The organism is Flavobacterium arsenatis (assembly GCF_031456785.1).
In the GTDB taxonomy this organism is placed as follows: domain Bacteria; phylum Bacteroidota; class Bacteroidia; order Flavobacteriales; family Flavobacteriaceae; genus Flavobacterium; species Flavobacterium arsenatis.
Map to the genome: position 1 here is coordinate 190,830 of NZ_JAVDVI010000007.1, position 26,222 is coordinate 217,051.

General features: G+C 35.5%; 23 protein-coding genes and 1 pseudogene. 21 read left to right on the forward strand and 3 right to left on the reverse strand.

Annotation, left to right across the window (positions count from 1 at the left end; translation table 11 throughout):
- Nucleotide 1 precedes the first annotated feature (1 nt).
- From J2X31_RS09915 to priA, 3 genes are all read left to right on the forward strand, one after another.
- A complete protein-coding gene (locus J2X31_RS09915; protein ID WP_310026429.1) occupies nt 2-928 on the forward strand; it encodes a YihY/virulence factor BrkB family protein in 927 nt (308 codons plus the stop codon).
- Nucleotides 929-1,031: 103 nt separating this feature from the next.
- The gene (locus J2X31_RS09920; protein ID WP_310026431.1) at nt 1,032-1,457 is read left to right on the forward strand and encodes a DUF2147 domain-containing protein; all 426 of its coding nucleotides are present in this window, start codon (nt 1,032-1,034) and stop codon (nt 1,455-1,457) included.
- Between the two features lie 91 nt (nt 1,458-1,548).
- Complete coding sequence (gene priA, locus J2X31_RS09925; RefSeq protein WP_310026434.1) at nt 1,549-4,002, forward strand: replication restart helicase PriA; 2,454 nt, start codon at nt 1,549-1,551, stop codon at nt 4,000-4,002.
- On the opposite strand, the gene J2X31_RS09930 is transcribed toward priA, so the two are convergent.
- Nucleotides 3,996-4,694 (reverse strand): LytR/AlgR family response regulator transcription factor, encoded by a 699-nt coding sequence (locus J2X31_RS09930; RefSeq protein ID WP_310026436.1) that lies wholly within the window; start codon nt 4,692-4,694, stop codon nt 3,996-3,998. The genes priA and J2X31_RS09930 overlap by 7 nt on opposite strands.
- A 168-nt stretch (nt 4,695-4,862) precedes the next feature.
- Here J2X31_RS09930 and rpsF point away from each other — a divergent pair, with 168 nt between their 5' ends.
- The 7 genes from rpsF to ligA all read left to right on the forward strand — a co-directional run bounded on the left by rpsF (nt 4,863) and on the right by ligA (nt 9,250).
- Nucleotides 4,863-5,204, forward strand: coding sequence for a 30S ribosomal protein S6 (gene rpsF, locus J2X31_RS09935; RefSeq protein WP_310026438.1), 342 nt, complete (start codon nt 4,863-4,865; stop codon nt 5,202-5,204).
- 5 nt (nt 5,205-5,209) lie between these two features.
- On the forward strand, nt 5,210-5,506 hold the full coding sequence (rpsR, locus tag J2X31_RS09940; RefSeq protein WP_007138295.1) for a 30S ribosomal protein S18: 297 nt from the start codon (nt 5,210-5,212) through the stop codon (nt 5,504-5,506).
- A gap of 67 nt (nt 5,507-5,573) precedes the next feature.
- Nucleotides 5,574-6,014: a 50S ribosomal protein L9 gene (gene rplI / locus J2X31_RS09945; RefSeq protein WP_310026439.1), complete on the forward strand. Its 441-nt coding sequence runs from the start codon at nt 5,574-5,576 to the stop codon at nt 6,012-6,014.
- Nucleotides 6,015-6,135: 121 nt separating this feature from the next.
- A complete protein-coding gene (locus J2X31_RS09950; protein ID WP_310026441.1) occupies nt 6,136-6,609 on the forward strand; it encodes a DUF6495 family protein in 474 nt (157 codons plus the stop codon).
- A 51-nt stretch (nt 6,610-6,660) separates the two neighbouring features.
- Nucleotides 6,661-6,873, forward strand: a complete 213-nt coding sequence (locus J2X31_RS09955; protein WP_310026442.1) for a hypothetical protein — start codon at nt 6,661-6,663, stop codon at nt 6,871-6,873.
- A complete protein-coding gene (locus J2X31_RS09960; RefSeq protein ID WP_310026444.1) occupies nt 6,858-7,244 on the forward strand; it encodes a type II toxin-antitoxin system VapC family toxin in 387 nt (128 codons plus the stop codon). Before J2X31_RS09955 ends, J2X31_RS09960 begins: the two co-directional genes overlap by 16 nt.
- Entirely contained in the window at nt 7,241-9,250 is a 2,010-nt protein-coding gene (gene ligA, locus J2X31_RS09965; RefSeq protein ID WP_310026446.1) for an NAD-dependent DNA ligase LigA, read from the forward strand. The genes J2X31_RS09960 and ligA overlap by 4 nt, the downstream gene beginning before the upstream one ends.
- 77 nt (nt 9,251-9,327) lie before the next feature.
- Here ligA and J2X31_RS09970 read toward each other — a convergent pair whose 3' ends face one another.
- Together J2X31_RS09970 and J2X31_RS09975 are read right to left on the reverse strand one after the other, a co-directional pair.
- Nucleotides 9,328-10,245, reverse strand: coding sequence for a bifunctional metallophosphatase/5'-nucleotidase (locus J2X31_RS09970; protein WP_310026448.1), 918 nt, complete (start codon nt 10,243-10,245; stop codon nt 9,328-9,330).
- A gap of 185 nt (nt 10,246-10,430) precedes the next feature.
- Nucleotides 10,431-11,213, reverse strand: a complete 783-nt coding sequence (locus J2X31_RS09975) for a 5'-nucleotidase C-terminal domain-containing protein (RefSeq protein ID WP_310026450.1) — start codon at nt 11,211-11,213, stop codon at nt 10,431-10,433.
- Between the two features lie 49 nt (nt 11,214-11,262).
- On the opposite strand from J2X31_RS09975, the gene J2X31_RS09980 reads away from it, so the two are divergent.
- The 11 genes and pseudogenes from J2X31_RS09980 to J2X31_RS10030 all read left to right on the forward strand — a co-directional run.
- Nucleotides 11,263-11,781 (forward strand): DUF6913 domain-containing protein, encoded by a 519-nt coding sequence (locus tag J2X31_RS09980; RefSeq protein ID WP_374725220.1) that lies wholly within the window; start codon nt 11,263-11,265, stop codon nt 11,779-11,781.
- Nucleotides 11,782-11,783: 2 nt separating this feature from the next.
- Entirely contained in the window at nt 11,784-12,677 is an 894-nt protein-coding gene (gene dapA, locus J2X31_RS09985) for a 4-hydroxy-tetrahydrodipicolinate synthase (RefSeq protein WP_310026453.1), read from the forward strand.
- Nucleotides 12,678-12,691: 14 nt separating this feature from the next.
- Complete coding sequence (locus tag J2X31_RS09990; protein ID WP_310026456.1) at nt 12,692-13,201, forward strand: ferritin; 510 nt, start codon at nt 12,692-12,694, stop codon at nt 13,199-13,201.
- A gap of 161 nt (nt 13,202-13,362) precedes the next feature.
- Nucleotides 13,363-14,157: an outer membrane protein assembly factor BamD gene (locus J2X31_RS09995; RefSeq protein WP_310026458.1), complete on the forward strand. Its 795-nt coding sequence runs from the start codon at nt 13,363-13,365 to the stop codon at nt 14,155-14,157.
- 7 nt (nt 14,158-14,164) lie between these two features.
- Nucleotides 14,165-14,482, forward strand: coding sequence for a DNA-directed RNA polymerase subunit omega (locus tag J2X31_RS10000; RefSeq protein WP_026706405.1), 318 nt, complete (start codon nt 14,165-14,167; stop codon nt 14,480-14,482).
- Between the two features lie 7 nt (nt 14,483-14,489).
- Nucleotides 14,490-15,701: a bifunctional phosphopantothenoylcysteine decarboxylase/phosphopantothenate--cysteine ligase CoaBC gene (coaBC, locus tag J2X31_RS10005; RefSeq protein WP_310026463.1), complete on the forward strand. Its 1,212-nt coding sequence runs from the start codon at nt 14,490-14,492 to the stop codon at nt 15,699-15,701.
- Entirely contained in the window at nt 15,694-16,578 is an 885-nt protein-coding gene (gene porD / locus J2X31_RS10010; protein WP_310026465.1) for a type IX secretion system protein PorD, read from the forward strand. The genes coaBC and porD overlap by 8 nt, the downstream gene beginning before the upstream one ends.
- A 55-nt stretch (nt 16,579-16,633) precedes the next feature.
- Entirely contained in the window at nt 16,634-18,286 is a 1,653-nt protein-coding gene (gene recN, locus J2X31_RS10015) for a DNA repair protein RecN (protein WP_310026466.1), read from the forward strand.
- A 73-nt stretch (nt 18,287-18,359) separates the two neighbouring features.
- On the forward strand, nt 18,360-19,550 hold the full coding sequence (fabV, locus tag J2X31_RS10020) for an enoyl-ACP reductase FabV (RefSeq protein WP_310026467.1): 1,191 nt from the start codon (nt 18,360-18,362) through the stop codon (nt 19,548-19,550).
- A gap of 133 nt (nt 19,551-19,683) precedes the next feature.
- The gene (locus tag J2X31_RS10025) at nt 19,684-24,144 is read left to right on the forward strand and encodes a GEVED domain-containing protein (protein WP_310026469.1); all 4,461 of its coding nucleotides are present in this window, start codon (nt 19,684-19,686) and stop codon (nt 24,142-24,144) included.
- Nucleotides 24,145-24,647: 503 nt separating this feature from the next.
- A pseudogene (locus tag J2X31_RS10030) lies at nt 24,648-26,222 on the forward strand (hypothetical protein); the annotation flags it as partial.

The window sequence follows — 26,222 nt, forward strand, 5'->3', positions numbered from 1 at the left end:
AATGAGCCACGAAATAGAAAGTCAAATAAAGAAAATACCTGTTGTAAGGAACATTATGTACCTTACAAAAAAGATAAAATTACCTTGGCTCGAAGGGTTGTCTTTTTATGATTTGCTCGAAATTTATGGAATCGGGATTGCACAAGGAGCCATTTCCTATCGTGCCGGAGCCATTGCCTTCAGCTTTTTCATGGCACTTTTTCCGTTTGCACTTTTTATACTAAACTTGATTCCTTTAATTCCAATCGAAGGATTTCAGCAGGATTTTCTGCAATTTGTAGAAGAAAGTGTTCCGCCAAATACCTTCGAAGCCATTTCGGCCATCATCAGCGATATTTTAAACAATAGTTACCAAGGATTGCTTTCTTCAGGTTTCCTATTGTCGAGTTTCTTGATGGCAAATGGTTTAAATGCCATACTTGGTGGTTTCGAAAACTCGCACCACGTAATTTTAAAGCGAGGTTTTTTCAGACAATATTTTGTAGCTCTCGGAATGTCGCTGTTGTTAAGTTTTTTACTCATTGTTACCGTGGCAACCATTGTTATCTTTGAAGTTTTCATCCAAAAAATAAAAATACAGGACGTCTTTAGCGACAATATTCAAATCATCGTCATCGGTCGATATGTGTTTTTTATGCTCATGATTTTGATCACAACCTCCATACTTTTCAAATTCGGAACAAGAGAAACAAAAAAGAACTCATTCATTTCCATAGGATCAGTATTCACAACGGTTCTCATCATTTTATCATCCTACGCTTTCGGAATTTGGGTCGTCCGATTCTCAAAATACAACGAACTTTATGGCTCAATCGGTACACTTTTGATCATGATGTTCTATATTTGGTTAAATTGCATGATTCTTTTACTAGGTTTCGAACTCAACGCCACCATCAACAGATTAAAAAGAAGAAATTTGTTTAATTGATTTTTTTTGGAGCTATTTCCCGCTTTCCACTCCAATCTTTTCTTTTTTTAAAGAAAAAAAAGAAAAGGATTTCCGTTGCAATCGGGGCTAAAACATCACGGTTATGAAGAACGTTTTTTTATTAATTTTCACATTGTTCATCACATCAACTTATGCCCAGAAAACCGTTCTCGGAAAATGGAAATCCATCGACGACGAAACAGGAAAGGCCCTTGGGATAGTAGAAATCTATGAAGAAGGCGGAAAGATTTACGGTAAAATCATCGATATCCTAATCCCAAAAGACAAAAATAAAAAATGCGAAAAATGTCCAGGAGAAGATAAAGACAAACCTATTTTGGGATTAACCATAATAAAAGATTTGTCAAAAGACGGAGATGAATACAACGGAGGTCACATCCTGGATCCAAAACACGGAAAACTCTACAAATGCTACCTTAATCTGGAAAATGAAGACAAGCTTAAAATCAGAGGCTACATCGGTATTTCGCTATTCGGAAGAACACAATATTGGCATCGGGTGAAATAGATTTTTGTAAAAATTAAAAATTTCCTTTTAGTAGCCAACTGATAATTGATAACTGACAACCGACAACTTATAACTCCCATCGTCCATCTAAATGCATTTCATCGAAGTAATTTTACCGCTTTCACTCTCCAAAACCTTTACGTATTCGGTTACAGAAGCTGAATATTCTTACATTAAAAAGGGTTTTCGGGTAGCAGTTCCTTTTGGTAAAAACAAAATATATACAGCACTTGTAATTGATATCCATCAAAACGCACCCACTTTATACGAAGCAAAGGAAATCCATCAAATTCTGGATGAATTTCCCATTGTCAATGAAATCCAAATCAAGCATTGGCTCTGGATTGCTTCCTATTATATGTGTGCCATCGGAGATGTTTATCGTGGTGCAATGCCATCGGCTCTTTTACTGGAAAGCGAAACCATCATTTCTCAAAAAACAGAATCATTTGTTGATGAAGCCCAACTTTCCGACGATGAATTTCTAATTTTTGAAGCATTACAACATCAATCGTCATTAAAGATTCAGGACATTGTGGCAATTCTAGGCAAGAAAAATGTGTTGCCGGTTATCCAAAAACTAATCCAAAAAAACATTCTTTTCTTGGAGGAAGAAATGTCCGAAGTTTATAAGCCTAAACTCATCCGATATGTTCGATTGCATCAGAAATTCAATTCAGATGAAGGTTTGGGACAACTATTGGATACACTGAAAAATGCCAATAAACAAAAGGAAATCGTTTTGAGCTATTTTCAATTGACGGCAACTGAAAAACACAAACCCATTTCGGTAAAAATGTTGCTTGAAGCTTCGGGTGCCACTTCAACTGTGATTAAGACGTTGGTTGACAAGGAAATTTTTGAAGAATACCACATTCAAACCGACAGGGTTAATTTTGATGAAAATCAAAAAGAAAAAAACTTGATTTTAAGCAAGGCTCAACAAACTGCTTTCGATCAAATCATTTCGAGTTTTGAAACCAAAGAAGTGACTTTATTACATGGTGTAACTTCCAGCGGAAAAACAGAAATCTACATCAAGTTAATTGAAAGTTATCTAAAAGAAGGAAAACAAATTTTATACCTTCTGCCGGAAATTGCTCTGACAACTCAATTAGTCAGTCGATTAACGGCTTATTTCGGAAATAAAGTGGCGGTTTTTCATTCAAAGTACAGCAATAATGAACGTGTTGAAGTTTGGAATCAGCTGTTGCAAAATTCTGAAAAAGCTCAAATCGTGATAGGAGCGAGGTCGGCTTTGTTTTTGCCTTTCAATAATCTAGGTTTGATAATTGTGGATGAAGAACACGAGCAAACCTTCAAGCAACAAGACCCGGCACCACGCTATCACGCCAGAGATGCTTCAATAGTTTTAGCAAATTCGTACAAAGCGAAAGTGGTTTTGGGTTCGGCAACGCCAAGTATCGAGACCTATTATAATGCTGAATCTGAAAAATATGGTCTTGTAGAAATTTCGGAACGGTTTGGAAATGTCATGATGCCCGAAATTGAGTTGGTGGATTTAAAAGATAAATATTTCCGCAAGAAAATGACTGGCCATTTCAGTGATGTCTTGATTGAAAATATTACCGAAGCCTTATCGCTTGGCGAACAGATTATCTTATTTCAAAACCGTCGTGGTTTTTCTCCAATTGTGGAGTGTATGACTTGTGGTCACGTTCCGCAATGCCAACAATGCGATGTGAGTTTGACTTATCATAAACATAAAAACCAATTACGTTGTCATTATTGTGGTTATTCGATGGCAAATCCAACGAATTGTCATAATTGTTCGAGTGTCGATTTGACTACAAAAGGTTTCGGAACCGAGCAAATCCAACAGGAATTGATTCAGCTTTTTCCGAATTCAAAAATTGGAAGAATGGACCAGGACACTACAAGAGGGAAATTTGGTTTCGAAAGAATAATCGACAGTTTTAAGAACCGTGAAATTGATATTTTGGTCGGAACCCAAATGCTGGCGAAAGGTTTGGATTTTGATAATGTTTCTTTAGTCGGAATTATGAATGCCGATAATATGCTTTATCATCCCGATTTTCGTGCTTTTGAAAGAAGTTTTCAGATGATGACGCAGGTTTCGGGTAGGGCTGGACGTTCGGAAAAACGTGGAAAAGTTATCATTCAGACTTATAATCCGGATCATAACACGATTCAACAAGTTACAAATAACGATTATGTCGGAATGTATAAGGAACAATTATACGAACGACAGATTTATAAATATCCGCCTTATTTCCGTTTGATAAAGTTAACGTTAAAACATCGAGATTTTGAAAAACTAAAAGAAGGTTCGATGTGGTTGTTTCAAGTGATGCATCAAAATTTAGGCGTTCCGGTTTTGGGTCCAGAAGAACCGCCAATTGGTAGGATCAGGAATGAATATATAAGGACGATTATGATAAAGATTCCGCAACAGTCTTCCATCGGCTTGGCCAAAAAAAATGTTCAGAAAATCCTGAACAGTTTTGAAACGGTTGTCCAATATCGTGCTATAAAAGTTGTCGTGAATGTCGATTTTTATTGAGTGTCTTCGATCGCTTTTTTTAGTTCTTCCTTTTTATTACGGCTCAATGGGATTTTTGAAGCTCCGATTTCGGCAAACTTGCTGTTGAATTTGTCAATCTTGTCGATGTTTACAATAAAAGATTTGTGAACACGGATGAATTTATCTTTCGGTAAATCGCTTTCAAAAGCTTTCATGGTGGACAAAACCAAATGATTTTCATCGTCGGTAATTACTTTAACGTAGTCGCCATAGGCTTCTACCCATTTAATTTTGGAGGTAAAAACCTTTAAATTTTTAAGCTTGCTTTTGATGAAAATGTGATCGCCATCTTCTTCAAGACTTTCATTTATAAGTAATTGCATGTTCAAAGCTCGTTTTACAGAAGCTTCAAAACGAGCTATGGTAATTGGTTTTTGCAAATAATCGGTAGCATCATAATCAAATGCTTTAACGGCATATTCAGGTTTTGAGGTTATAAAAATCACTTGGGGTTTGACTTTTAAATTATCCAAAAAATCAAAACCGTTCAAGATTGGCATTTCAACATCAAGAAACAATAGGTCTATAGAAGTATAAGACATGAAATTTTTTGCCTCGATTGCATTTGAGAATTCGCCAACAAGATTTAAATTAGGATGGTTGTTTGCCAACTTACTAACAATCATTCGTTGGATTGAACTATCGTCCACAATAACACAACTAAGCTTCATAAATAACAGATGAATTTTGGAATTTTAAAAGTATATTTTTTTTTTAAGACTAGTGCTATAATTTTTTAAAAAAATTGCAATTCATCGAATAAATACAAATCCAACTTGCAGGATTAAAATAAATGCTTACTTTTGCACCCAATTTTATAACAAATAAAATATATTATTATGAATCATTATGAGACTGTTTTCATCTTGAATCCCGTTTTATCTGAAGTACAGGTAAAGGAAACAGTAAGCAAATTCGAAGATTTTCTTACGAGTAGAGGAGCAGAGATGGTATCAAAAGAGGATTGGGGACTAAAAAAATTGGCCTACGAAATCCAAAACAAAAAAAGTGGTTTTTACCATTTATTCGAATTCAAAGTGTCTGGAGAAGTTCTAATTGCTTTTGAAACTGAATTTAGACGTGACGAAAGAGTAATGCGTTTCTTGACTGTAAGTCTTGACAAACACGCTATCTCTTGGGCAGAAAGAAGAAGAGCAAAACTAAAAGCAGCTAAAGCATAATTATTATGGCAACATTACAACAATCAGCTTCAGGAAAAAAAGACGGAGATATCAGATATTTAACGCCTTTGAACATCGAAACAAACAAAACTAAAAAGTATTGTCGTTTCAAAAAATCTGGAATCAAATATATCGATTATAAAGATGCAGATTTCTTATTGAAATTCGTTAACGAGCAAGGAAAAATTCTTCCACGTCGTTTAACTGGAACTTCATTAAAATACCAAAGAAAAGTGTCAGTAGCTGTTAAAAGAGCAAGACATTTAGCTTTAATGCCATACGTGGCCGATTTATTAAAATAATTAATTAATTAAAGTTGTTGTCTCGTTGCAATTCAACGAGACTAACTTCTATAATAAGGACAACAACATGGAACTTATATTAAAACAAGACGTTCAGAACGTAGGATTTAAAGATGATATCGTATCTGTAAAACCAGGTTATGGTCGTAATTTCTTGATTCCTCAAGGATTCGCATCTTTGGCTACACCTTCTGCAAAGAAAGTATTGGCTGAAAACCTAAAACAAAGAGCTCACAAAGAAGCAAAAGTAATTGCTGATGCAAAAGCTTTGGCTGAAACTTTGAAAGCTATCGAAATTAAAATTTCTGCAAAAGCAGGTGGTGAAAAATTATTTGGTTCTGTAACCAATATCGACATCGCTGAAGCTTTAGCAAAAGGAGGTCAAGAAATTGACAGAAAATTCATTACTTCTGGAATCGTTAAACGTACAGGTAAATATGCTGCTAGCGTTAGACTTCACAGAGATGTAATCATTGAATTACCTTACGAAATCGTAGCTGAAAAATAATATTTTTCAACTTGAAATATCAAAGTCCCGTCTCGTTGAAAAACGAGATCGGGATTTTTTTTTGAGACTTAATTAATTTGAAGATACTTGGAGTCTTAGTGTCTTCGTGGCAAATTTTAATATGAAATACACAAGATTAACAAAAGAACAATTCGAAGAATTGCATCCAGAATTTGTAAATTTTCTAGCAACCCAATCTATCGATAAGGCAGAATGGGACAAGATTAAAGAAGAGCAACCTCAAGTTGCCGAACAGGAATTGGACGTTTTTTCAGATTTAATTTGGGAAGGTGTTTTGACAAGAGCTGAATATTTGGAACATTTTTCTAAAAATTATATCTTTCTTTTTCATTGTAAGGAAACTCACGTGCATTCCATCGTGTTGAAATCGTTGAATCCAGAAATTGATTTTCTGACAAAAGACGGTTTGCAATGGTTGAGCGACAATATGTTTACTGAAAATGTAGAGATGAAAGTGGGTAATAAGGAATTTACAGAAGAACGAAATGTTTCTATTTTTCAATTGATTCAGCAAGGAGCTTTCTTGAGTGACGGACAATTATACAAGCAAATTATTTCGATTATTGAGTCGTAATTCTTCGAAGTAATTTAATATCTTTACTTTTCTCATAGAAATAATTGACTTATGGAAAATACAATATTAATTACGCTTAAAACGGATAAAGCCAGGAATCTTATTCGTGATTTGGAGGATTTGAATATCATCGAGGTCATTAAGGAGAATATTGTGGTCGGTAAAAAAATGTCCGAACGATTCAAAGGCCTTCTTACCAGAAAAGAAGGAGAAGATTTGAAAAAGCATATTGATCAATCTAGAGAAGAATGGAGCGATATTTAATTGATACAAATGTTGTTTCCGACTTCCTGACAAACTCTTTTGATGATAAGGGAACAGCTTTTGTTAGCGAAATTCTTGATACTTATCCGATTATTTCATTTGTTACCCAAATTGAGCTTTTAAGCTGGAAGGCAGATAAAAAAACAGAAAAGGTAATTGCTTCATTTGTTGAAGGTTGTGAAGTAAAAGGAGTTTCCAAAGAAATAATTAGTCATTGTGTCAAAATCAGAAGAGTTAATAAACTTAAAACACCTGATGCTATTATTGCTGGAACTGCACTAGCTTTCAATTACATAATTGTAACAAATAACACTAAAGATTTTGATAATATAAAAGGATTGAAAATTATAAATCCTTATAAACTATTATGAATACTTCCTCAATTCAAGAAACCATCCAATCTTTACGCGAAGAACTCAATCTTCATAATCATAATTACTATGTTTTGGATAATCCTACGATTTCCGATTATGATTTTGATATAAAACTAAAAGAGCTTCAGGATTTAGAAAACAAACATCCTGAATTTTTTGATGAGAATTCGCCAACCCAAAGAGTAGGCGGTATGATTACGAAAAACTTCCAAACCATTACCCATAAAAACCGAATGTATTCTTTGGATAATTCCTATTCAAAGGAAGATGTTTTAGATTGGGAGAAACGAATCCAGAAGATGTTGGGCGATGTTCCGTTGGAATATACGTGCGAATTAAAATACGACGGAGCTTCGATTTCTATGACCTATGAACAAGGAAAATTAAAGCGTGCCGTAACCCGTGGAGATGGTTTTCAAGGCGATGAAGTAACCAATAATATCAAGACGATTCGTTCGGTTCCATTGCAATTGAAAGGAGATTTCCCAGATAGTTTCGAAATTCGTGGAGAAATTATTTTGCCTCTTGAAGGTTTTGCAAAAATGAATCAAGAATTGATTGAAAGTGGCGAAACACCTTATTCTAATCCAAGAAATACGGCTTCCGGAAGTTTGAAATTGCAAGACAGTGCTGAAGTTGCCAAACGTCCGTTGGATTGTTTGCTCTATACTTTTATCGGTAATGACGTGAAATTTTCTACCCATTTCGAAAGTTTAGAAAAGGCCAGAAGCTTTGGTTTCAAGGTTCCAAAGGAAGCAAAATTGGTCAAAAGTATCGATGAAGTTTTTGAGTTTATAGAATATTGGAACATTCATCGTCACGAATTGCCTTATGAAACTGATGGTGTCGTGGTAAAAGTAAATAATTTGCATTATCAGGACGAATTAGGCTATACTGCAAAAGCACCTCGTTGGGCAATTGCTTATAAATTCAAAGCCGAACAAGTTTCAACCAAATTAAATTCGATTTCCTATCAAGTTGGACGAACTGGAGCAATTACGCCAGTGGCTAATTTAGAACCCGTTCAATTGGCAGGAACTATCGTGAAACGTGCTTCTTTGCACAATGCCGATCAGATTGAAAAGTTGGATATTCGTGTTGGCGATGAAGTTTTTGTAGAAAAAGGAGGAGAGATTATCCCGAAGATTATTGGAGTTGATTTTACAAAACGTTCCTTGGATTTACAACCTACAGTTTATATCACAAGTTGTCCAGAATGCCAAACTGAATTGATTCGAAAGGAAGGCGAAGCACAACATTATTGCCCAAATTTCTATGGCTGTCCTCCTCAAATTATTGGTAGAATCCAGCATTATATTTCTCGAAAAGCAATGGATATTGAAGGTTTGGGTGGTGAAACGGTTGCCTTGCTTTTCAATAACGATCTAGTTCATAATTATGCCGATTTATATGATTTGACGATTGCTGATGTGATTCCGTTGGAAAGAATGGCACAAAAATCGGCTGAGAATTTGGTCAACGGAATTGAGAAGTCTAAAGAAGTTCCGTTTGAACGTGTCTTGTTTGCTCTTGGAATTCGTTATGTTGGCGAAACCGTTGCCAAAAAACTGGCTAAACATTATCAAAACATCGATAACCTTAAGAATGCAAGTTTGATGGATCTGATTTTGGTAGATGAAATCGGAGAACGAATTGCACAAAGTGTCATTGAATTCTTTGAAAATACCGAAAATCAAATCATCATCCAACGATTAAAAGACTATGGCGTTCAACTCGAAACAAAAACCGTTTTCAATCCAGATGCTACCGATAAATTAGCTGGGAAAACTTTTGTAGTTTCAGGTGTTTTCACGAAATTCTCCCGTGATGATTTGAAGAAAGCAATCGAAGATAATGGAGGGAAAGTAGGAAGTTCCATCTCTGCAAAAACTGATTTCGTGATTGCTGGAGACAATATGGGACCAGCAAAATTAGAAAAAGCCACCAAATTGAATGTTTCAATAATTTCAGAAGATGATTTTATTGGAATGCTCGGAAATTAGAAAATGAGGTAATTTGATAATTAGAGAATTCACGCAATAAGCAATTATCAGATTTTCTAATTATCAAATCATCTAATTTAAACCACAATCGTCCTCCCCTGATTTGTTTTATTTTTATCAGAATCAAAATAAAAATCAATTCTACCCAGATTAATTCCGTAACAACCCACTTGGTTTACCAGAACCTCTTTTTCTTCCAAATTCTTCACAATTGTCGGCTTGTCCAGAAAAGTGTGGGTATGTCCGCCAATAATCAGATCAATATCTTTTGTAAGTTTTGCCAGATTCAAATCTGAAATTTTATCAGGGTCATTTTTGTAATGATAACCCAAATGCGACAGGCAAATAACCAAATCGCAACGCTTTTCGTGCTTTAAAATTCGGGTCATTTCTTGGGCTGTTTCTACTGGATTTCTATAAACAGTTTCCTTGTAATTTTTCTTATCCACCAACCCATCAAGCTCAACTCCAAGTCCGAAAACACCAATTTTTATGCCTTCTTTTTCGAAAATCTTATACGGTTTTACAATCCCGTTTAGCACTGTGTTTTTGAAATCATAATTGGCTGAAACAAATTCAAAATTGGCATTTGGTAATTGCGAATAAAACCCGTCAATTCCATTGTCAAAATCGTGATTTCCCATCGTTGCCAAGTCATATTTCATCATGCTCATCAGCTTAAATTCCAATTCTCCACCATAATAATTGAAATACGGAGTTCCTTGAAAAATATCGCCAGCATCCAGCAACAACACATTCGGATTCTCTTTTCGGATACTTTCCACCAAAGCCGAACGCCTGGAAACCCCACCCATATTTGGATTTCTCGCATCATCAGCTGGAAAAGCATCAATATGACTGTGAACGTCATTCGTGTGCAAAATCGTCAAATGTTTCACTCTCGTTGGTGAATCAAAAGCCATCAAAGGCACACTCGGCAAAGCCAAAAGAGCCGAACTCGCAACCGTTTTTTGTATAAAATCTCTTCTTTTCATTGTCGTTTTTTTAGGAGCAAATCGCTTGGTTCCTTTTTAATCCTTGTTCCTGCCTTCCTTCCAAATCTTTTTGTCTCGTTAAAGAAACGAGACAAAAAGGATTTTCCCTCCAGTCAGGGCTAGTCATTCAACTAAATGCCTTTTTTAATCTTTGGGCTATCTTTTTTCGTCGCTGTATTAGGAATTTAATTCTCTTTTTTAATCCGTAAATCTTTAATCACAGGAATGGTATCGACTTCCTTGAAATAATCAATCCAAATATTTCGTAATTTATAATCCAAATCATAAATTGCCGTTCCTTTCTTAAAGAAATTCATGCTGTCGCCACCATTATACAAATAATCATTTGTGGCAATATAATAAATCTGTTCTACATCAACAGGACTTCCGTTAATCCAGATATTTTTAGCCACATTATTTTTATCAATCACAAAAGTCAAACCTGCCAAAGGATGCGGTTTTTTCTCCTTAATGATATAATCCACCATTTCCATAATCTGTTCGCCTTTCAAGGCCACAATAACCAGGCTGTTTTCAAAAGGCATCAATTCAAAAGCAGTTCGCGTAGTTACATTTCCTTTGCTAATCATCGAGCGGATTCCACCGTGATTCAATAAGCAAACATCAACAGTTTTATTTTCTCTGACCTTGAAGATCCTATTGGCACTAGCCAAAGTAATATCTGCCTGAAGATTTCCAATTGTGGTTTGCCATTCGCCTTTGCTTTTTTCCAAGGTTTCCGAAGCATAAGCCAAAACTTCGTTCATATCCTTGTCAATCTTTTCGCGATAAGGTCTGATGAAATTGTCAACCTCAGAAACTTCAGGAATCGTATTAGTAATCGCAATTTGTTTTCCTTCTATTTTATTTACATATACTTTCTTTTCAACACAAGAAATAAAGAAAATAAATGTTAAGAATAAAACAAAATGATGCGATAAGAAGTTAGACTTTTTTAGATTTACCATCTGAAATGCGACTTAGTTTAAGTAATTTTGTAATTCAAGTAAAAGTAGTATGTTTTTAAATTTTTTAAAGAATTTTTTCTTAAAAAGAAAGTTAAAAAATAACGTGTTTAATGTTAACAGTAATTTTTCAAACGAAAAAATATACACTGTTGGGATTATAGTTGACGAGAGTTATTTCGATGAAAAAGAGAACTTAATCAAGGAACTAATTAAAAACGATATCAGCCAGAACAACATTAAATTACTGGTTTATAAAGATAAATTCAAGAAGAATGAAGTTTTGAAATTTCCTTCGTTTAGCATGAAAGATGTAAGTTGGAATGGCGAAATTCAACAGCAAGAAGCCACCGATTTTCTGTCAAAGCCATTCGATATGTTGATTAGTTATTATGATGTGACAAAAGCACCGTTGTTATTGGCAACTCAACAATCAAAAGCAATTTTTAAAGTAGGTTTTTCTACGATTGACAAAAGATTAAACCATTTTATGATCAATACCAATGCCGAAAATTTTAAAGTTTTTAGCGATGAATTATTTAAGTATCTCAGAATTTTAAACAAAATATAATTATGCAATCATTTGTTGGAACAGGCGTTGCCCTTGTTACTCCGTTCAAAAAAGATTTTTCGGTAGATACCGAAGCTTTGGTAAGAATTGTCAATTTTGTAATTGATGGAGGTGTTGAATACCTTGTTGTTTTAGGAACAACTGGAGAACCAGCTACCTTGACCAATGACGAAAAGGAACTGGTAATAAAGACAATTGTTGATGCCAATAAGGGAAGATTGCCATTGGTTTTGGGTGTTGGAGGAAATAATACGGCACAAGTTGTTGAGGAATTAAAAACAAGAGATTTTTCTGATTTTTCGGCAATCTTATCGGTTTCTCCTTATTATAATAAGCCAACTCAAGAAGGAATTTATCAGCATTTTTCTGCTATTGCAAAAGCGTCGCCAGTTCCTGTAATTTTATATAATGTTCCAGGAAGAACAGCAAGTAACGTTTTGCCATCGACAGTTATCCGCTTGGCAAATGAATTCAAAAATATCATTGCGATAAAAGAAGCGGCCGGAGATATTGTTCAAGCCATGAAGCTAATCCAAACGAAACCAAAAGATTTTCTAGTAATTTCTGGAGATGATATGGTAACTTTGCCAATGGTTTTGGCAGGTGGAGCAGGGGTTATTTCTGTGATTGGAGAAGGTTTTCCGAGGCAGTTTTCCGATATGGTTCGTTTAGGACTTGAAAGAAAAGTGGATGAAGCCTATGAGTTGCATTATCAGATTGCTGATTCAATTGATATGATTTTCGAGCAAGGAAACCCAGCGGGAATCAAAGAAGTGCACAAGGCTCTAGGGTTGTCAGAAAATACAGTTCGATTGCCGTTGGTGTCTGTAAATCAGGATTTATCCGATAGAATTAAAGCATTTACAAAAAATAGTTTAACAGCTGTTACAGTTTAATTAAAAATTAAAATATGTTATCACAAATCATACAAGACGCATTAAACAAGCAAATTAAAGTTGAAGGAGATTCATCTCAAATTTATTTAGCAATGGCTTCTTGGGCAGAAGTTCAAGGTTTTGAAGGAATATCCACTTTTATGTTTGCCCAATCAGAAGAAGAAAGATTGCACATGTTGAAATTGGTGAAATACATCAACCAAAGAGGTGGTCAAGCGAAAATTTCAGGAACTGTTGAGCCAACTTTGGATTTGTCGAGCTATAAAGTTTTATTCAAACAATTGTTGGAACACGAAATAAAAGTTTCAGAAAGCATCAATGATTTGGTTGGAATCAGCTTGGACGAAAGAGATTATGCAACTCACAATTTCCTGCAATGGTATGTTGCCGAACAGATAGAAGAAGAGGCGAATGCCAGATATATCTTAGATAAAATCAACCTTATCGGAGATGATAAAGGCGGTTTGTATTTGTTTGATAATGAAATGAAAAACTTTACAAGCCCGGTTCCAACGCCAAAATAATATTTAAAAGACATCGTTTTAAGTCTATTTTTAATCCTTTTTCAAGCTAAAAACCGCTATAAAAAAAATGTTTTGTAGTCTGCAATTAATCACTAAATTTGCAGTTGGTTTTAAAGAAAGGTAAGAATGCCTTAAATGAATAATAAAACCTAACTTTTATAATGAAGAAATTTATTTCTATTCTACTTATTCTTATTGTCTTCACTTCTTGTAGTGAGTTTCAAAAAGCATTGAAATCAGAAGACATCGGAGTTAAATTCGATGTTGCGACAAGACAATACGAAAAAGGTAAGTATTCAAAAGCCATCCGTTTGTTTGAGCAAATCGCCCCTTCATATAGAGGTAAGCCTCAAGCAGAGAAAATGTTTTATATGTATGCTCAATCATTCTATAAAACCAAACAATATTATTCTGCGGGTTATCAGTTTGAAAGCTTTGTTTCCAGTTATCCAAAAAGTGAAAAGAAGGAAGAAGCGGCTTATTTAGCGGCACATAGTTTTTCAAAATTGTCACCTCGTTATAGTTTAGATCAAATTGATACTTATAAAGCTATTGATAAACTACAAGCCTTCATTAATGAATACCCAGATTCTCAATATTTGGCGGAAGCCAATGTTATTGTTAAGGATTTGAGAGAGAAACTAGAAAAAAAATCTTTCGAGATTGCAAAACAGTACAATACCATTTCAGATCATAAAGCAGCTCTTGTAGTTTTGGATAATTTCATCATAGATTTTCCTGGAACTCAATACAAAGAGAAAGCTTTGTATTATAAATTTGATTCAGCTTATAAATTGGCAATAAACAGTATCGAAAGTAAAAAAGTAGAGCGTTTGAACGTTGCAAAAACAGCTTACTTAAACTTGATGAAATTCAATGCCAATACTGAATTCAAATCAAAAGCCGATGATATGTTGGCAAAAATAGAAACAGATTTAAAACAATTTTCAAAATAAAAAAGTCATGGATTTAAAAAAGACGAATGCTCCGGTTAACACAATCACTTACAACAAAACTGTAATTGAAGAGCCAACCGGTAATGTGTATGAAGCAATCACAATTATGGCTAAAAGAGCAAACCAAATCAACTCTGAAATCAAAAAAGAATTGACAGAGAAATTGGAAGAGTTTGCAACCTATAATGATAGTTTGGAAGAAATTTTCGAAAATAAAGAACAAATCGAAGTTTCTAAATTCTACGAAAAATTGCCAAAACCACACGCTTTAGCGGTTCAGGAATGGTTAGACAATAAGATCTACCACAGAGATTCTACAAAATAAAAAAAGTATGTCGGTTTTAAGCGGAAAAAAAATAGTACTGGGAGTTTCTGGTGGAATTGCCGCTTATAAAACTGCAACTTTAGTTAGACTATTCATAAAAGCAGGAGCACATGTCCAAGTGATAATGACTCCTGCTTCTAAGGATTTTGTAACACCACTCACGCTTTCTACACTCTCCAAAAACCCTGTACATTCTACATTTTATAATGAAGACGATACGAATGCAGTTTGGAACAATCACGTCGAATTAGGTCTTTGGGCCGATTTTATTGTCATTGCTCCAGCAACAGCCAACACCTTGTCTAAAATGGCTACAGGAAATTGTGATAATCTTCTTATTGCAACTTATTTATCTGCGAAATGTCCTGTTTACTTTGCACCTGCAATGGATTTGGATATGTATAAACACCCATCAACAATAGCAAGTTTTAATTCGTTGAAACAGTTTGGAAATATTATGATTCCAGCTGAAACAGGAGAATTGGCAAGCGGACTATCTGGCGAAGGCAGAATGGCAGAGCCTGAAAATATTGTTGCTTTTCTTGAAAATGATTTAAACTCAAAATTGCCTCTAAAAGGAAAAACAATATTGATCACTGCAGGTCCAACTTATGAAGCGATTGATCCTGTTCGTTTTATAGGAAATCATTCTTCTGGTAAAATGGGATTTGATATTGCAAAATCGGCAGCGAATCTTGGTGCCAATGTTATTCTGATTGCTGGTCCAACACATCTCAATATTAATGATAATTTAATTAAAATTGTCAGAGTTGTTTCCGCTCAAGAAATGCATGATGCTTGTCATTCTTATTATAATGATGTTGATGTTGCTATTTCAGCAGCGGCAGTTGCAGATTATAGACCAAAAAATGTTGCCGTTCAGAAAATAAAAAAGACAGAACATAGTTTTAATATAGAACTGGAAAAAACTAAGGACATATTGGCATCGTTGGGAGAAGTCAAGAAAAATCAGTTTTTGATAGGTTTTGCATTAGAAACTGAAAATGAAATTGAAAATGCAAAGCTTAAAATTCAGAAAAAAAACCTAGATTTGATAGTTCTGAATTCGCTTCAAGATGATGGTGCCGGTTTCGGCAGGCCAACCAACAAAGTAACTTTCATCGATAAGGATTTTAATATTGAACCAATGGAGTTGAAATCGAAAGAAGCGGTTGCAGATGACATTTTAAATAAAGTAATAGCACATTATCATGCGTAAAGTAATTTATTTTTTTCTACTAATCTCTGGATTTGTCCAAGCTCAAGAGCTCAATTGTACTGTTCAAATCAATACACAAACATTAACGAATTCCAATCAGCCAATTTTTAAAACACTAGAAAGATCGTTGAACGAGTTTGTGAACAATACAAAGTGGACGAACAAGCCGTACAAGCAAAATGAAAAAATTGATTGTGCTATGGTTATTAATGTTACAACCTATGGTTCCGATCAGTTTGTGGCAACAATCCAAGTGAGTTCTTCTCGACCTATTTATAATTCGACCTATTCTTCTCCGGTTTTTAATTTCAATGACAAAGATTTCAGTTTTAGATACATTGAATATGAGAATTTGATTTTCAATCCAAATAGTTTTGATTCCAATCTGGTTTCGGTTCTTGCCTTTTATTGTAATGTGATTATTGGGATTGATGCCGATACTTTTTCGCCTCTTGGAGGTTCGGATTATTTTAGGACTGCACAAGAAATCGGGAGTTTGGCACAATCAGGAAACTATAAAGGATGGAGCCAGGCAGATGGAAACCAAACCCGTTTTATGTTGACCAATGAATTGATGTCGGGAACTTTTGAAGCCATACGACTGGCAATGTATAACTATCATTCTAAAGGATTGGATAAAATGAGTGAGGACTTGAAAGGCGGAAAAGAAAAAGTAAAAGAAGCCATCATTTCGTTGAATAAAGTTTATTCCTCTCGACCAAATGCTTTTCTAACAAGGGTGTTTTTTGATGCAAAATCAGATGAAATACAATCCGTTTTTTCGGGTGGTCCACAAATTGCCATTGCAGATCTTGTTGATAGTTTAAATAAATTCTCACCAATCAATTCCTCTAAATGGTCGACTATTAAATTTTAAAAAGCTATTTTTGATATCAATAAAAAAGCTCAATTTAAATATTTAATTTCCTCAAATGCTAGCCTCGCTATCTATTAAAAATTTTGCCCTGATAGAAAAATTGTCCATCGATTTTTCTAAAGGATTTTCTATTATTACAGGTGAAACTGGTGCTGGGAAATCGATTCTTCTTGGTGCATTGGGTTTGGTTTTGGGCAAAAGAGCCGATTTAACTTCCTTGAAAGACAAAGAAGAAAAATGTGTCATCGAAGCCCAATTTGATATTTCAAAATACAATCTAAAACCTTTTTTTGAAAGCAATGATTTGGATTATGAAGACCAGACTATAATTCGTAGGGAAATTTTGCCTTCAGGTAAATCGCGGGCGTTTATAAACGACAGTCCAGTCAATTTAAATGAGTTGCAGGAACTTGGAGTTTTTTTAATCGACATCCATTCCCAACATCAAACCCAAGAATTATCAGACGAAAATATACAGTTTCAAATCATTGATGCTATTGCTGGAAATCTTGATTCTGTTGTTGAATTTGCATCGCTTTTAAAAGCTTACAAACAAGATAAAAATAAACTTTCGGTTCTGTTCTCTGAATTGAAAGAAGCAAAAAAAGAGCAAGATTATAATGCTTTCCTGCTAGAAGAATTGTTTTCTGCAAAACTAATTTCGGGACAACAAGAAGAACTTGAAGCTGCATTTGAACAATTAAACAATGTTGAATTCATCAAGGAAAATCTGGATAAATCTTTGGCTGTAGCCAATGAAGAACAGTTTGGCGTTTTACAAAATTTAAAAGAAATCAAAGCTTCGTTGCAGAAAATAGCTTCTATTTCTGAAGATTACAATACTTTGTTCGAAAGAACAAACAGTGTGGTGATTGAGTTGGATGATATTGTTTCGGAAATCAATTCGTTATCAGAAAAATTGATTAACGATCCTGAAAAGCTAGACTTGATTAATCAGAAACTGCAAACTTTATACAGTCTTCAAAAAAAACATCAGGTCTCAACGATTGATGAGTTGCTTGAAATCCAGAACGAATTAGAAAGCAAAGTAGTTTCGGTTGATAATTTGGAAAGTGATATCAAAAATCTTGAAGATGCCATCGAAATCAAGGAAACTGAATTGAATTCGAAAGCAATAGTAATAAGAGAAAATCGACTGAAAGCAATTCCTGTTCTGTCAGAAAAATTGATTTATTTCTTGGAACAGCTTGGAATGCCGAATGCTCGTTTCAAAATAGAGTTGAAAGAAACTCAAAATTTTTCATCCAACGGAAAAGATGAAGTCCAGTTTTTGTTTTCGGCTAATAAAGGTTCCGATTTCGGATTGCTTAAAAAAGTAGCTTCTGGAGGTGAAATGTCTAGAATTATGTTGGCTGTAAAAGCTATCTTGGCACAATATTCAAAACTTCCCACTATAATTTTTGATGAAATTGATACAGGTGTTTCTGGTGAAATTGCCAACAAGATGTCAGAGATCATGAAACAAATGAGCAATGACATGCAGGTTTTTGCCATTACCCATCTGCCACAAATTGCCGCAAAAGGAAATGAACACTTCAAGGTATTTAAAACCACAATTGGAAACCAAACCCAATCGGAATTAAAACTACTTACAAACGAGGAAAGAGTGGTTGAGATTGCCGAAATGCTTTCGGGAAAGGATATTTCCGACTCGGCCATAAATCACGCCAAAGCCTTGCTGAACTAATTTTTTGAATTATATTTGTTGATTGAACTACAACAAAATAAGCAAAACTGAATATAAACAGAATACATATCTTATGATTATAGAACCAAGAATGAGAGGATTTATTTGCTTGACTGCACATCCAAAAGGTGCTGAGCAAAATGTTAAAAATCAAATTGAATACGTAAAGTCCAAAGGCAAAATAGAAGGTGCCAAAAAGGTTTTGGTAATTGGAGCTTCAACCGGATTTGGTTTGGCTTCAAGAATTACGAGTGCTTTTGGTTCTGATGCCGGAACAATAGGTGTGTTTTTTGAAAAGCCACCAAGTGAAGGGAAAACGGCTTCTCCAGGTTGGTACAATTCTGCTGCATTTGAAACAGAAGCTCATAAAGCTGGATTATATGCAAAAAGCATAAATGGTGATGCATTTTCTAATGAAGTGAAAAGAGAAACTTTGGACTTGATCAAAGTTGATTTCGGTCAGGTTGATTTGGTGATTTACAGTTTGGCTTCCCCCGTTCGTACCAATCCAAATACAGGTGTTACACATCGTTCGGTTTTAAAACCGATTGGAAATGTTTATACCAATAAAACAGTAGATTTCCATACGGGAAAAGTTTCTGAAATTTCAATCGAACCAAGTAAGGAAGATGATATTGAAAATACAGTAGCCGTTATGGGTGGCGAAGATTGGCAAATGTGGATGGATGCTTTGAAGGCAGAGAATCTTTTAGCTGATGGAGCTACAACTGTAGCTTATTCTTATATCGGACCATCTTTAACCGAGCCAGTTTACAGAAAAGGTACAATAGGTAGGGCAAAAGATCATTTGGAGGCAACTGCTTTTTCTATTACAGATAGTTTGAAAGATATCAATGGGAAAGCTTATGTTTCGGTCAATAAAGCATTGGTTACTCAAGCGAGTTCTGCAATTCCAGTAATTCCGCTTTATATTTCTTTATTATATAAGATAATGAAAGAAGAAGGAGTTCATGAAGGAACGATCGAGCAAATCCAAAGATTGTATCAAGACCGATTATATACAGGAAAAGAAGTTCCAACAGATGAAAAAGGAAGAATAAGAATCGACGATTGGGAAATGCGTGATGATATTCAGGAAAAAGTGGCCGCTTTATGGGAACAAGCTACGACTGAAAATCTTTCAGAATTGGGAGATTTGCAAGGTTATAGAAAAGATTTTTATAATTTATTTGGGTTTGATGTAAAGGGCGTCAACTATGATGAGGATGCTAATGAAATGATTGGAATCCAGAGTTTGCAATAGCTCAAAGAAACTATTAAAGACATGTTGATTAAGATTAAAAAAAAGCCTCAATCTGAGGCTTTTTTTATTTTTTAAGTTTTTATTTGAATAAAAATCATATATTAGCATTTGATTAACATTAACTATTTTTATTATGAAGAACTTTATTTTTTATTGTTCCAATCGCTATGGATTGGAATTTACTAAAAAATGGCTAAGTCTATTAGTCGTTTTTGGATTCTACTTATCCAGCCACACTGTCACGGCTCAATGTGTGCCAGCATTTCCTGATGGATGTGCAGATGGAGATGTAATAAATAGCCTAACAATTGCTTCTTTAGGTTATAGCCATTCGAATACCGGATGTTCTGCAGGTGCTTATGGTGATTTTACTGAATCGGAAACATTTCCTGATTTGCAGGCTGGTGAAATCTATACATTCGTAACTACACATGCCTACCAAACTCAATTTGTAAGGGTTTGGATTGATTTCGATGAGGATAATGTTTTTGGTAATACTGCCGATACAGAATTGGTAGGGTTAGCCGCTAGTACTGGTACAGGTAGTGGTACAACAACAACTATTCAGGTTTCAATTCCTTCGACAGCTCCACTTGGGACTTTTCGTTTAAGGATTGCAAACAGATACAACAATCAGCCACTTCCTTGTAATGTAGCAGGTTTTGGGGAAGCTCATGATTATATGGTTACAATTTTAGAGGCAAATCCCTGTGTTGCACCTACTAGCTTAGCAGTAAGTGGAACTACTTACAGTAGTACTACATTAGGTTGGGAAAGTGATGGAACTTCATTCGATGTAGAGTGGGGTGAATCAGGATTTACAATCGGAGAGGGTACTTTACTTACCGGAGTAGCCAATCAATATCTTCTTGGCGGATTAAATGAAAATACTAGCTATCAATATTATGTACGTAATAATTGTGGTGCTGGAGGAGTAAGTTCTTGGGTTGGTCCGTATTCTTTCTTTACAGGATACTGTGTGCCACCTGCTTCAAGCTTTACAGGTTACATAATTAATGGAGTTACTACTTTAGGAGGTTACACCAACATAACAAATCCAACCGGTGCTACGGCTTCAACAGCCAGTTATGGTGATTTTACTAATCTGGCTGTAACTCAATCACCTGGAGGGGAATTTACTTATGGCGTAACGGTGCCAGGATATACTAACGTTGAAATCTGGGCTGATTTGAATAAAGATTTAGTTTTTGGTGCAGACGAGTTGATTGGAGCTCATGTTTACGGAACTTCAACCACAACTTTCACAGGGACTATTGTTTTGCCAGCCGACCTAGAGTTAGGAGATTACCGAGTTCGAGTACGTTCAAGGTACTATTTTCAGACAGTAGCAAGTTCATGTGGAGCCGCATCCTATGGTGAAACAGAAGATTATACATTATCAGTTGTAGCACCACCGGCTTGTTTACCGCCTAGTGCTTTAATGGCAGAGAATGTTACTTTCGAATCTGCTGAGCTTTCATGGGAAAGTGAAGGAACATTGTTTGATATAGAATGGGGGGAAGCGCCTTTAACAGCAGGAGAAGGCACTCTTTTAACTGGAGTGGCAAATCAATATGCACTTGGAGGGTTAAATGCAGAGACCAATTATCAATATTTTGTACGTCAGGATTGTGGAGTTAGCGGAGAAAGCTTATGGGCAGGACCGTATTCTTTCTTTACAGGATATTGTACTGTTTCTACTGAATTTACTGGAGACTATACAAGCTCATTTTCAACAAATGGTGCGGTTTCAAATGTAAGCTATACGGCTACATCTAATCCATCAGGATCATATACAAACCAAACTGCAAATATTATTGAGCAGGCACAAGGTTTGTCATTCAATTTCTCAACTACTTATGTAGGTGGAGGTCAAAGAGTGAATATATGGGTGGATTGGGATCAGGATATGACTTTTGACAATACAACAGGAAGTACAGAAAAAGTATATTCACAATATGTAACTGGTGCAACTCAATCAGGAACAATCATGATACCATTAGATGTGCCAGTAGGTGATTATCGCATGAGAATTAGATCTCAATGGGGTAGTGCTGCAAACCCAGCTCCTTGTGGACACGTATCTTATGGAACTACCATAGACTATACACTTCACGTTTTAGAAGCACCAACTTGTTTTCCTCCAACGGCTTTAACTGCAGGGAATTTAACTTATGAATCTGCAGAACTTTCATGGGAAAGTGACGGTACCTTATTTGATATTGAATGGGGTGAAGCTCCTTTGGCAGAAGGAGAAGGAACTGTTGTAAGTGGGGTGACTAATCAATATGTTCTTGGGGGTTTAAATGAAAATACAAGCTACCAGTATTATGTTCGTCAGGATTGTGGAGCTAATGATCAAAGTTTTTGGGCAGGACCTTATTCTTTCTTTACAGGATATTGTGTACCACCTGCTTCATCTTTTTCAGGGTATATAATCAATAGTGTTTCTACTTCTGGAGGTTATACAAACATATCAAATACAACAGGTAGTACTGCATCAACAGCCAGCTATGGTGATTTTACGGCTCTGTCGGTATCTCAATCACCAGGAGGAGAATTTACATACAGCGTAACAGTTCCGGGCTATACTAATATAGAAATCTGGGCAGATTATAATAATGATTTGCTTTTTGGAGCTGATGAGTTGATCGGAAATCATGTTTACGGAACTTCAGCTACAACTTTCACAGGAACTGTTATTCTACCTGCTGACCTTGAGTTAGGAGATTACCGTGTTAGAGTACGTTCAAGATATTACTCCAATGCAGCCAGTGCTTGTGGAGCTGCATCCTATGGTGAAACAGAAGACTATACATTGACAATTATGGCGCCCCCGGCTTGTTTGCCTCCTACTGCTTTAATGGCAGAGAACGTTACTTTTGAATCTGCAGAACTTTCATGGGAAAGTGACGGTACCTTATTTGATATTGAATGGGGGGAAGCACCTTTTGCACCAGGAGAAGGTACTCTCGTTAGTGGAGTAGCCAATCAATATACACTTGGAAGTTTAAATGCTGAAACCAACTATCAATACTATGTTCGTCAGGATTGTGGAGTGAGTGGTCAAAGTTTGTGGGCGGGACCTTATTCTTTCTTTACAGGATATTGTGGCGTTTCTGTGTTGTATACCGGAGATTACACTAGCTCATTTTCAACAAGTGGAGCTGTTTCTAATGTGAGCTATACTGCTACAGCCAATCCATCAGGATCATATACAAATCAAACTGCAAATATTATTGAGCAGGCACAAGGTCTATCTTTCAATTTCTCAACTACTTATGTAGGTGGAGGTCAGAGAGTGAATATATGGGTGGATTGGGATCAGGATATGATTTTTGACAACACAACGGGAAGTACAGAAAAAATATATTCACAATATGTTACTGGGGCAACTCAAACAGGAACTATCATGATTCCAGCAGATATGCCTCTAGGTGATTATCGTATGAGAATTAGATCACAATGGGGTGATACTGCAAACCCAGCTCCTTGTGGAGAAGTAAATTATGGAACGACCATAGATTATACGCTTCACGTTCTTCCAGCGCCAAGTTGTTTGCCACCTACTGCTTTAATGGTAGAGAATGTTACTTTCGAATCTGCAGAGCTTTTGTGGGAAAGTGACGGTACCTTATTTGATATTGAATGGGGTGAAGCGCCTTTTGCTGCAGGAGAAGGTACTCTTGTTAGTGGAGTGGCTAATCAGTATCTTCTTGGAGGTCTATCAGAAATTACCACATATCAATATTATGTGCGTCAAGATTGTGGTGATGCAGATGGAGTTAGTTTTTGGTCAGGTCCATTTAGTTTTACAACACCTTGTAGTCCTAAAATCCCGGATTATGATCAAGATTTTGCTACTTTTGTTCCTGAATGTTGGAGTAGAGCTGGAGCAGGAACAACTGCACCACAAGGTGCTGGAGCAGGAATTTGGGTTGCTGATGGTTTCCTAAATGTGGGAAGTACTGGAGCAATCAAAGTGAATTTATATGATCTTAATAGAATTGGTTGGATGATTTCTCCACTTTTCGATTTATCAGCAGGTAACTACCAAGTTAGTTTTGATTATGGTGTAACTACATGGAATGAAACAACAACTTCTACAATGGGATCTGATGATAGAGTTGAATTATTTATGTCAGAAGATAATGGAGAAACTTGGACAGTAGTTACAACATTTAATGCTGCCAGCGGTGTTTCAAATACGCTGCAAACCTTTACAGAACCAATTGCTTCAACAAGTGCTACTGTTAAATTTGCATTGTTTGCAACCGATGGGACAGTAAATGATACTCAAGATTATGACTTCTTTATTGATAACTTCGGTATTAGTACTGATTTAGCTGTAAAAGATTTTGGGACTGCTAACTTTAAGCTTTATCCAAATCCTGTTAAAGACATATTGAACTTAACAAATACGCAAAACATTTCTAATGTTGAAGTATTCAATATGTTAGGACAACAGGTAATTGCTAAATCTATTAATGCTACTCAAGGTCAAATTGATATGTCGCATTTAGCAACAGGAACTTATTTGGTGAGAGTTGCAAGTGAGAATCAGGTTAAAACTATAAAAGTTATCAAACAATAATTTTTAAGTTTCAATAATTATTTAAAAACACCTTAGGGTGTGGTTAAGTCGGAAGATTTTTTCTTCCGACTTTTTTTGTTTTATAGGTCACAATAAATCAATATTCTATAAAATTTTTCTTGCTGTAGCTCATAAATTTCAAAAAAAGAAAAAAGCATTATTGGATTTTCAAACAAATAGATCAATTTAAGCAGATTTTCCAAGAATGAACAAAAGCTGAATTTAAATAATTATTTTGGGCAGTCTGATTGTTCTAGTAATTAAGATACCAAATGAAGGAATAAGCATTGGTTATAAAACAGCAAAAAATGAGATTTACGTTAAAATTCAGAGAATATTTAGGAGAATGGGCATAACACATTCTGCGAGCTAATCCTTTAAATAAGGCTAGGTTGTTATAATTTTTACTGATATTTACTGTCTCTCTCTTTTTTTAAGATATAGATTAATTTTAGTATTAAAAAAATCATATATTAGCACTTGATTAACAAAAACTATTTATTATGAAAAAAATTACTTTTATTTTTTTTAGTTTCTTTATGATGCTTAGTGCTTCAGCACAAATAGGTATTATTCAGGGACTGAATTCGGCAACTCTTCCTGCAGGCTGGACACAAGCAGGTGGATTTGTAAGCACGATAACTACTCCGTGTGAGGGTAGTCATGCATGGAGAGACAATCTCTATAGTTCTTCTACAACAGGGAGTTTCACTTCTCCAAATTATGTTGGGCTTTCAAATGGTACCGATCTAACCGTAATGTTTCAATGGAAAGCAACTGAATGGAGTTCAGGGGCGGGAGTTGGATTAACTGCAAATGCAGAATATTCAACTAATAACGGAACTACATGGTTGCCAATTGGAGATCAAATAACAGCAACATCTATTATTGGATGTCAAGAATTTACAGCAGTCATTCCTGCCTCTTCCGTACCCGAAGGATCTGACTTCAGATTTAGAGTTAGAGATACTTGGACTTCTGGAGATTGTTATTTTTGGATAGATAACATCAGTATTACACAGGTGACAGCATTGGTTCCAAATTGTGATGCCGCTTTGACATCACCTGCAAATGGAAGCAGTGATGCAAATCTTTTGGGAGTTTTAACTTGGACTGCTGCTACCGGTTTGCCATCAAGTTATATTCTTTCTGTGGGTACTTCTTCAGGAGGAAATGATGTAGTTGCTGCCTTAAATGTAGGATTAGCTACAACCTATGATATTCCAGGTATTCTAGCAGAATCAACAACTTATTATGTAACTATTACTCCGACTAACGCTAATGGAAATGCAACAGACTGTATTGAATATAGCTTTACAACCGGTGTTGCTTTGCCAGGGGATTTTTGTTCTAATGCAATTGATTTAACAAACCTCACTTCTCCATTGTCATCTACAACAACGGGTGCAACAAATACAAATACAACTGTTTGCAACAATTCAGGTGCACAAGTAGCAAATACTTATGGAGATAAATTCTATTCGATCGTTGTTCCTGCAGGTTCACAATTAACAATAGGAGCAACAGCTACAGGTTATGATTCAGCAAATATTGTTTTTTATGGTGATTGCGAAAACAGAACTAGTATTGCCTGTTTTGATGATCCTAACTTAACTCAAATTCAGTGGGCTAATCAAACAGGTAGCGAACAAACAGTTTATTGGATTCAAGACGGATGGTCAGCTACAGGAACTTTTACATTAGCTTGGTCTGTCATCGCTTGTACACCACCTGTTGCAACTTATACAGTTGTTTCCGATTGTGAAAATGGAGAACAATTCATGGTAGATGTTGATGTTACTAATATGGGTTCAGCAACTTCAATTTCGGTTTCAGATAACCAAGGAAGTATGCCTCAAACCGTTACTGCAACAGGAATCGCTACTTTTGGGCCTTATCCAAATGCTACTTCAGTGATTTTTACAGTAGTTAATGATCAGGACAGTAATTGTACATTAACTAGCCCGGCAAGAACACAAAGTATATGTCCTCCAAATTGTAGTCAAGCAGAGGTTATTTCTACCTGTGACGAAGAGCATACTGCAGTCTTGGCTGCCGGAAACGGATCTTGGAATGTT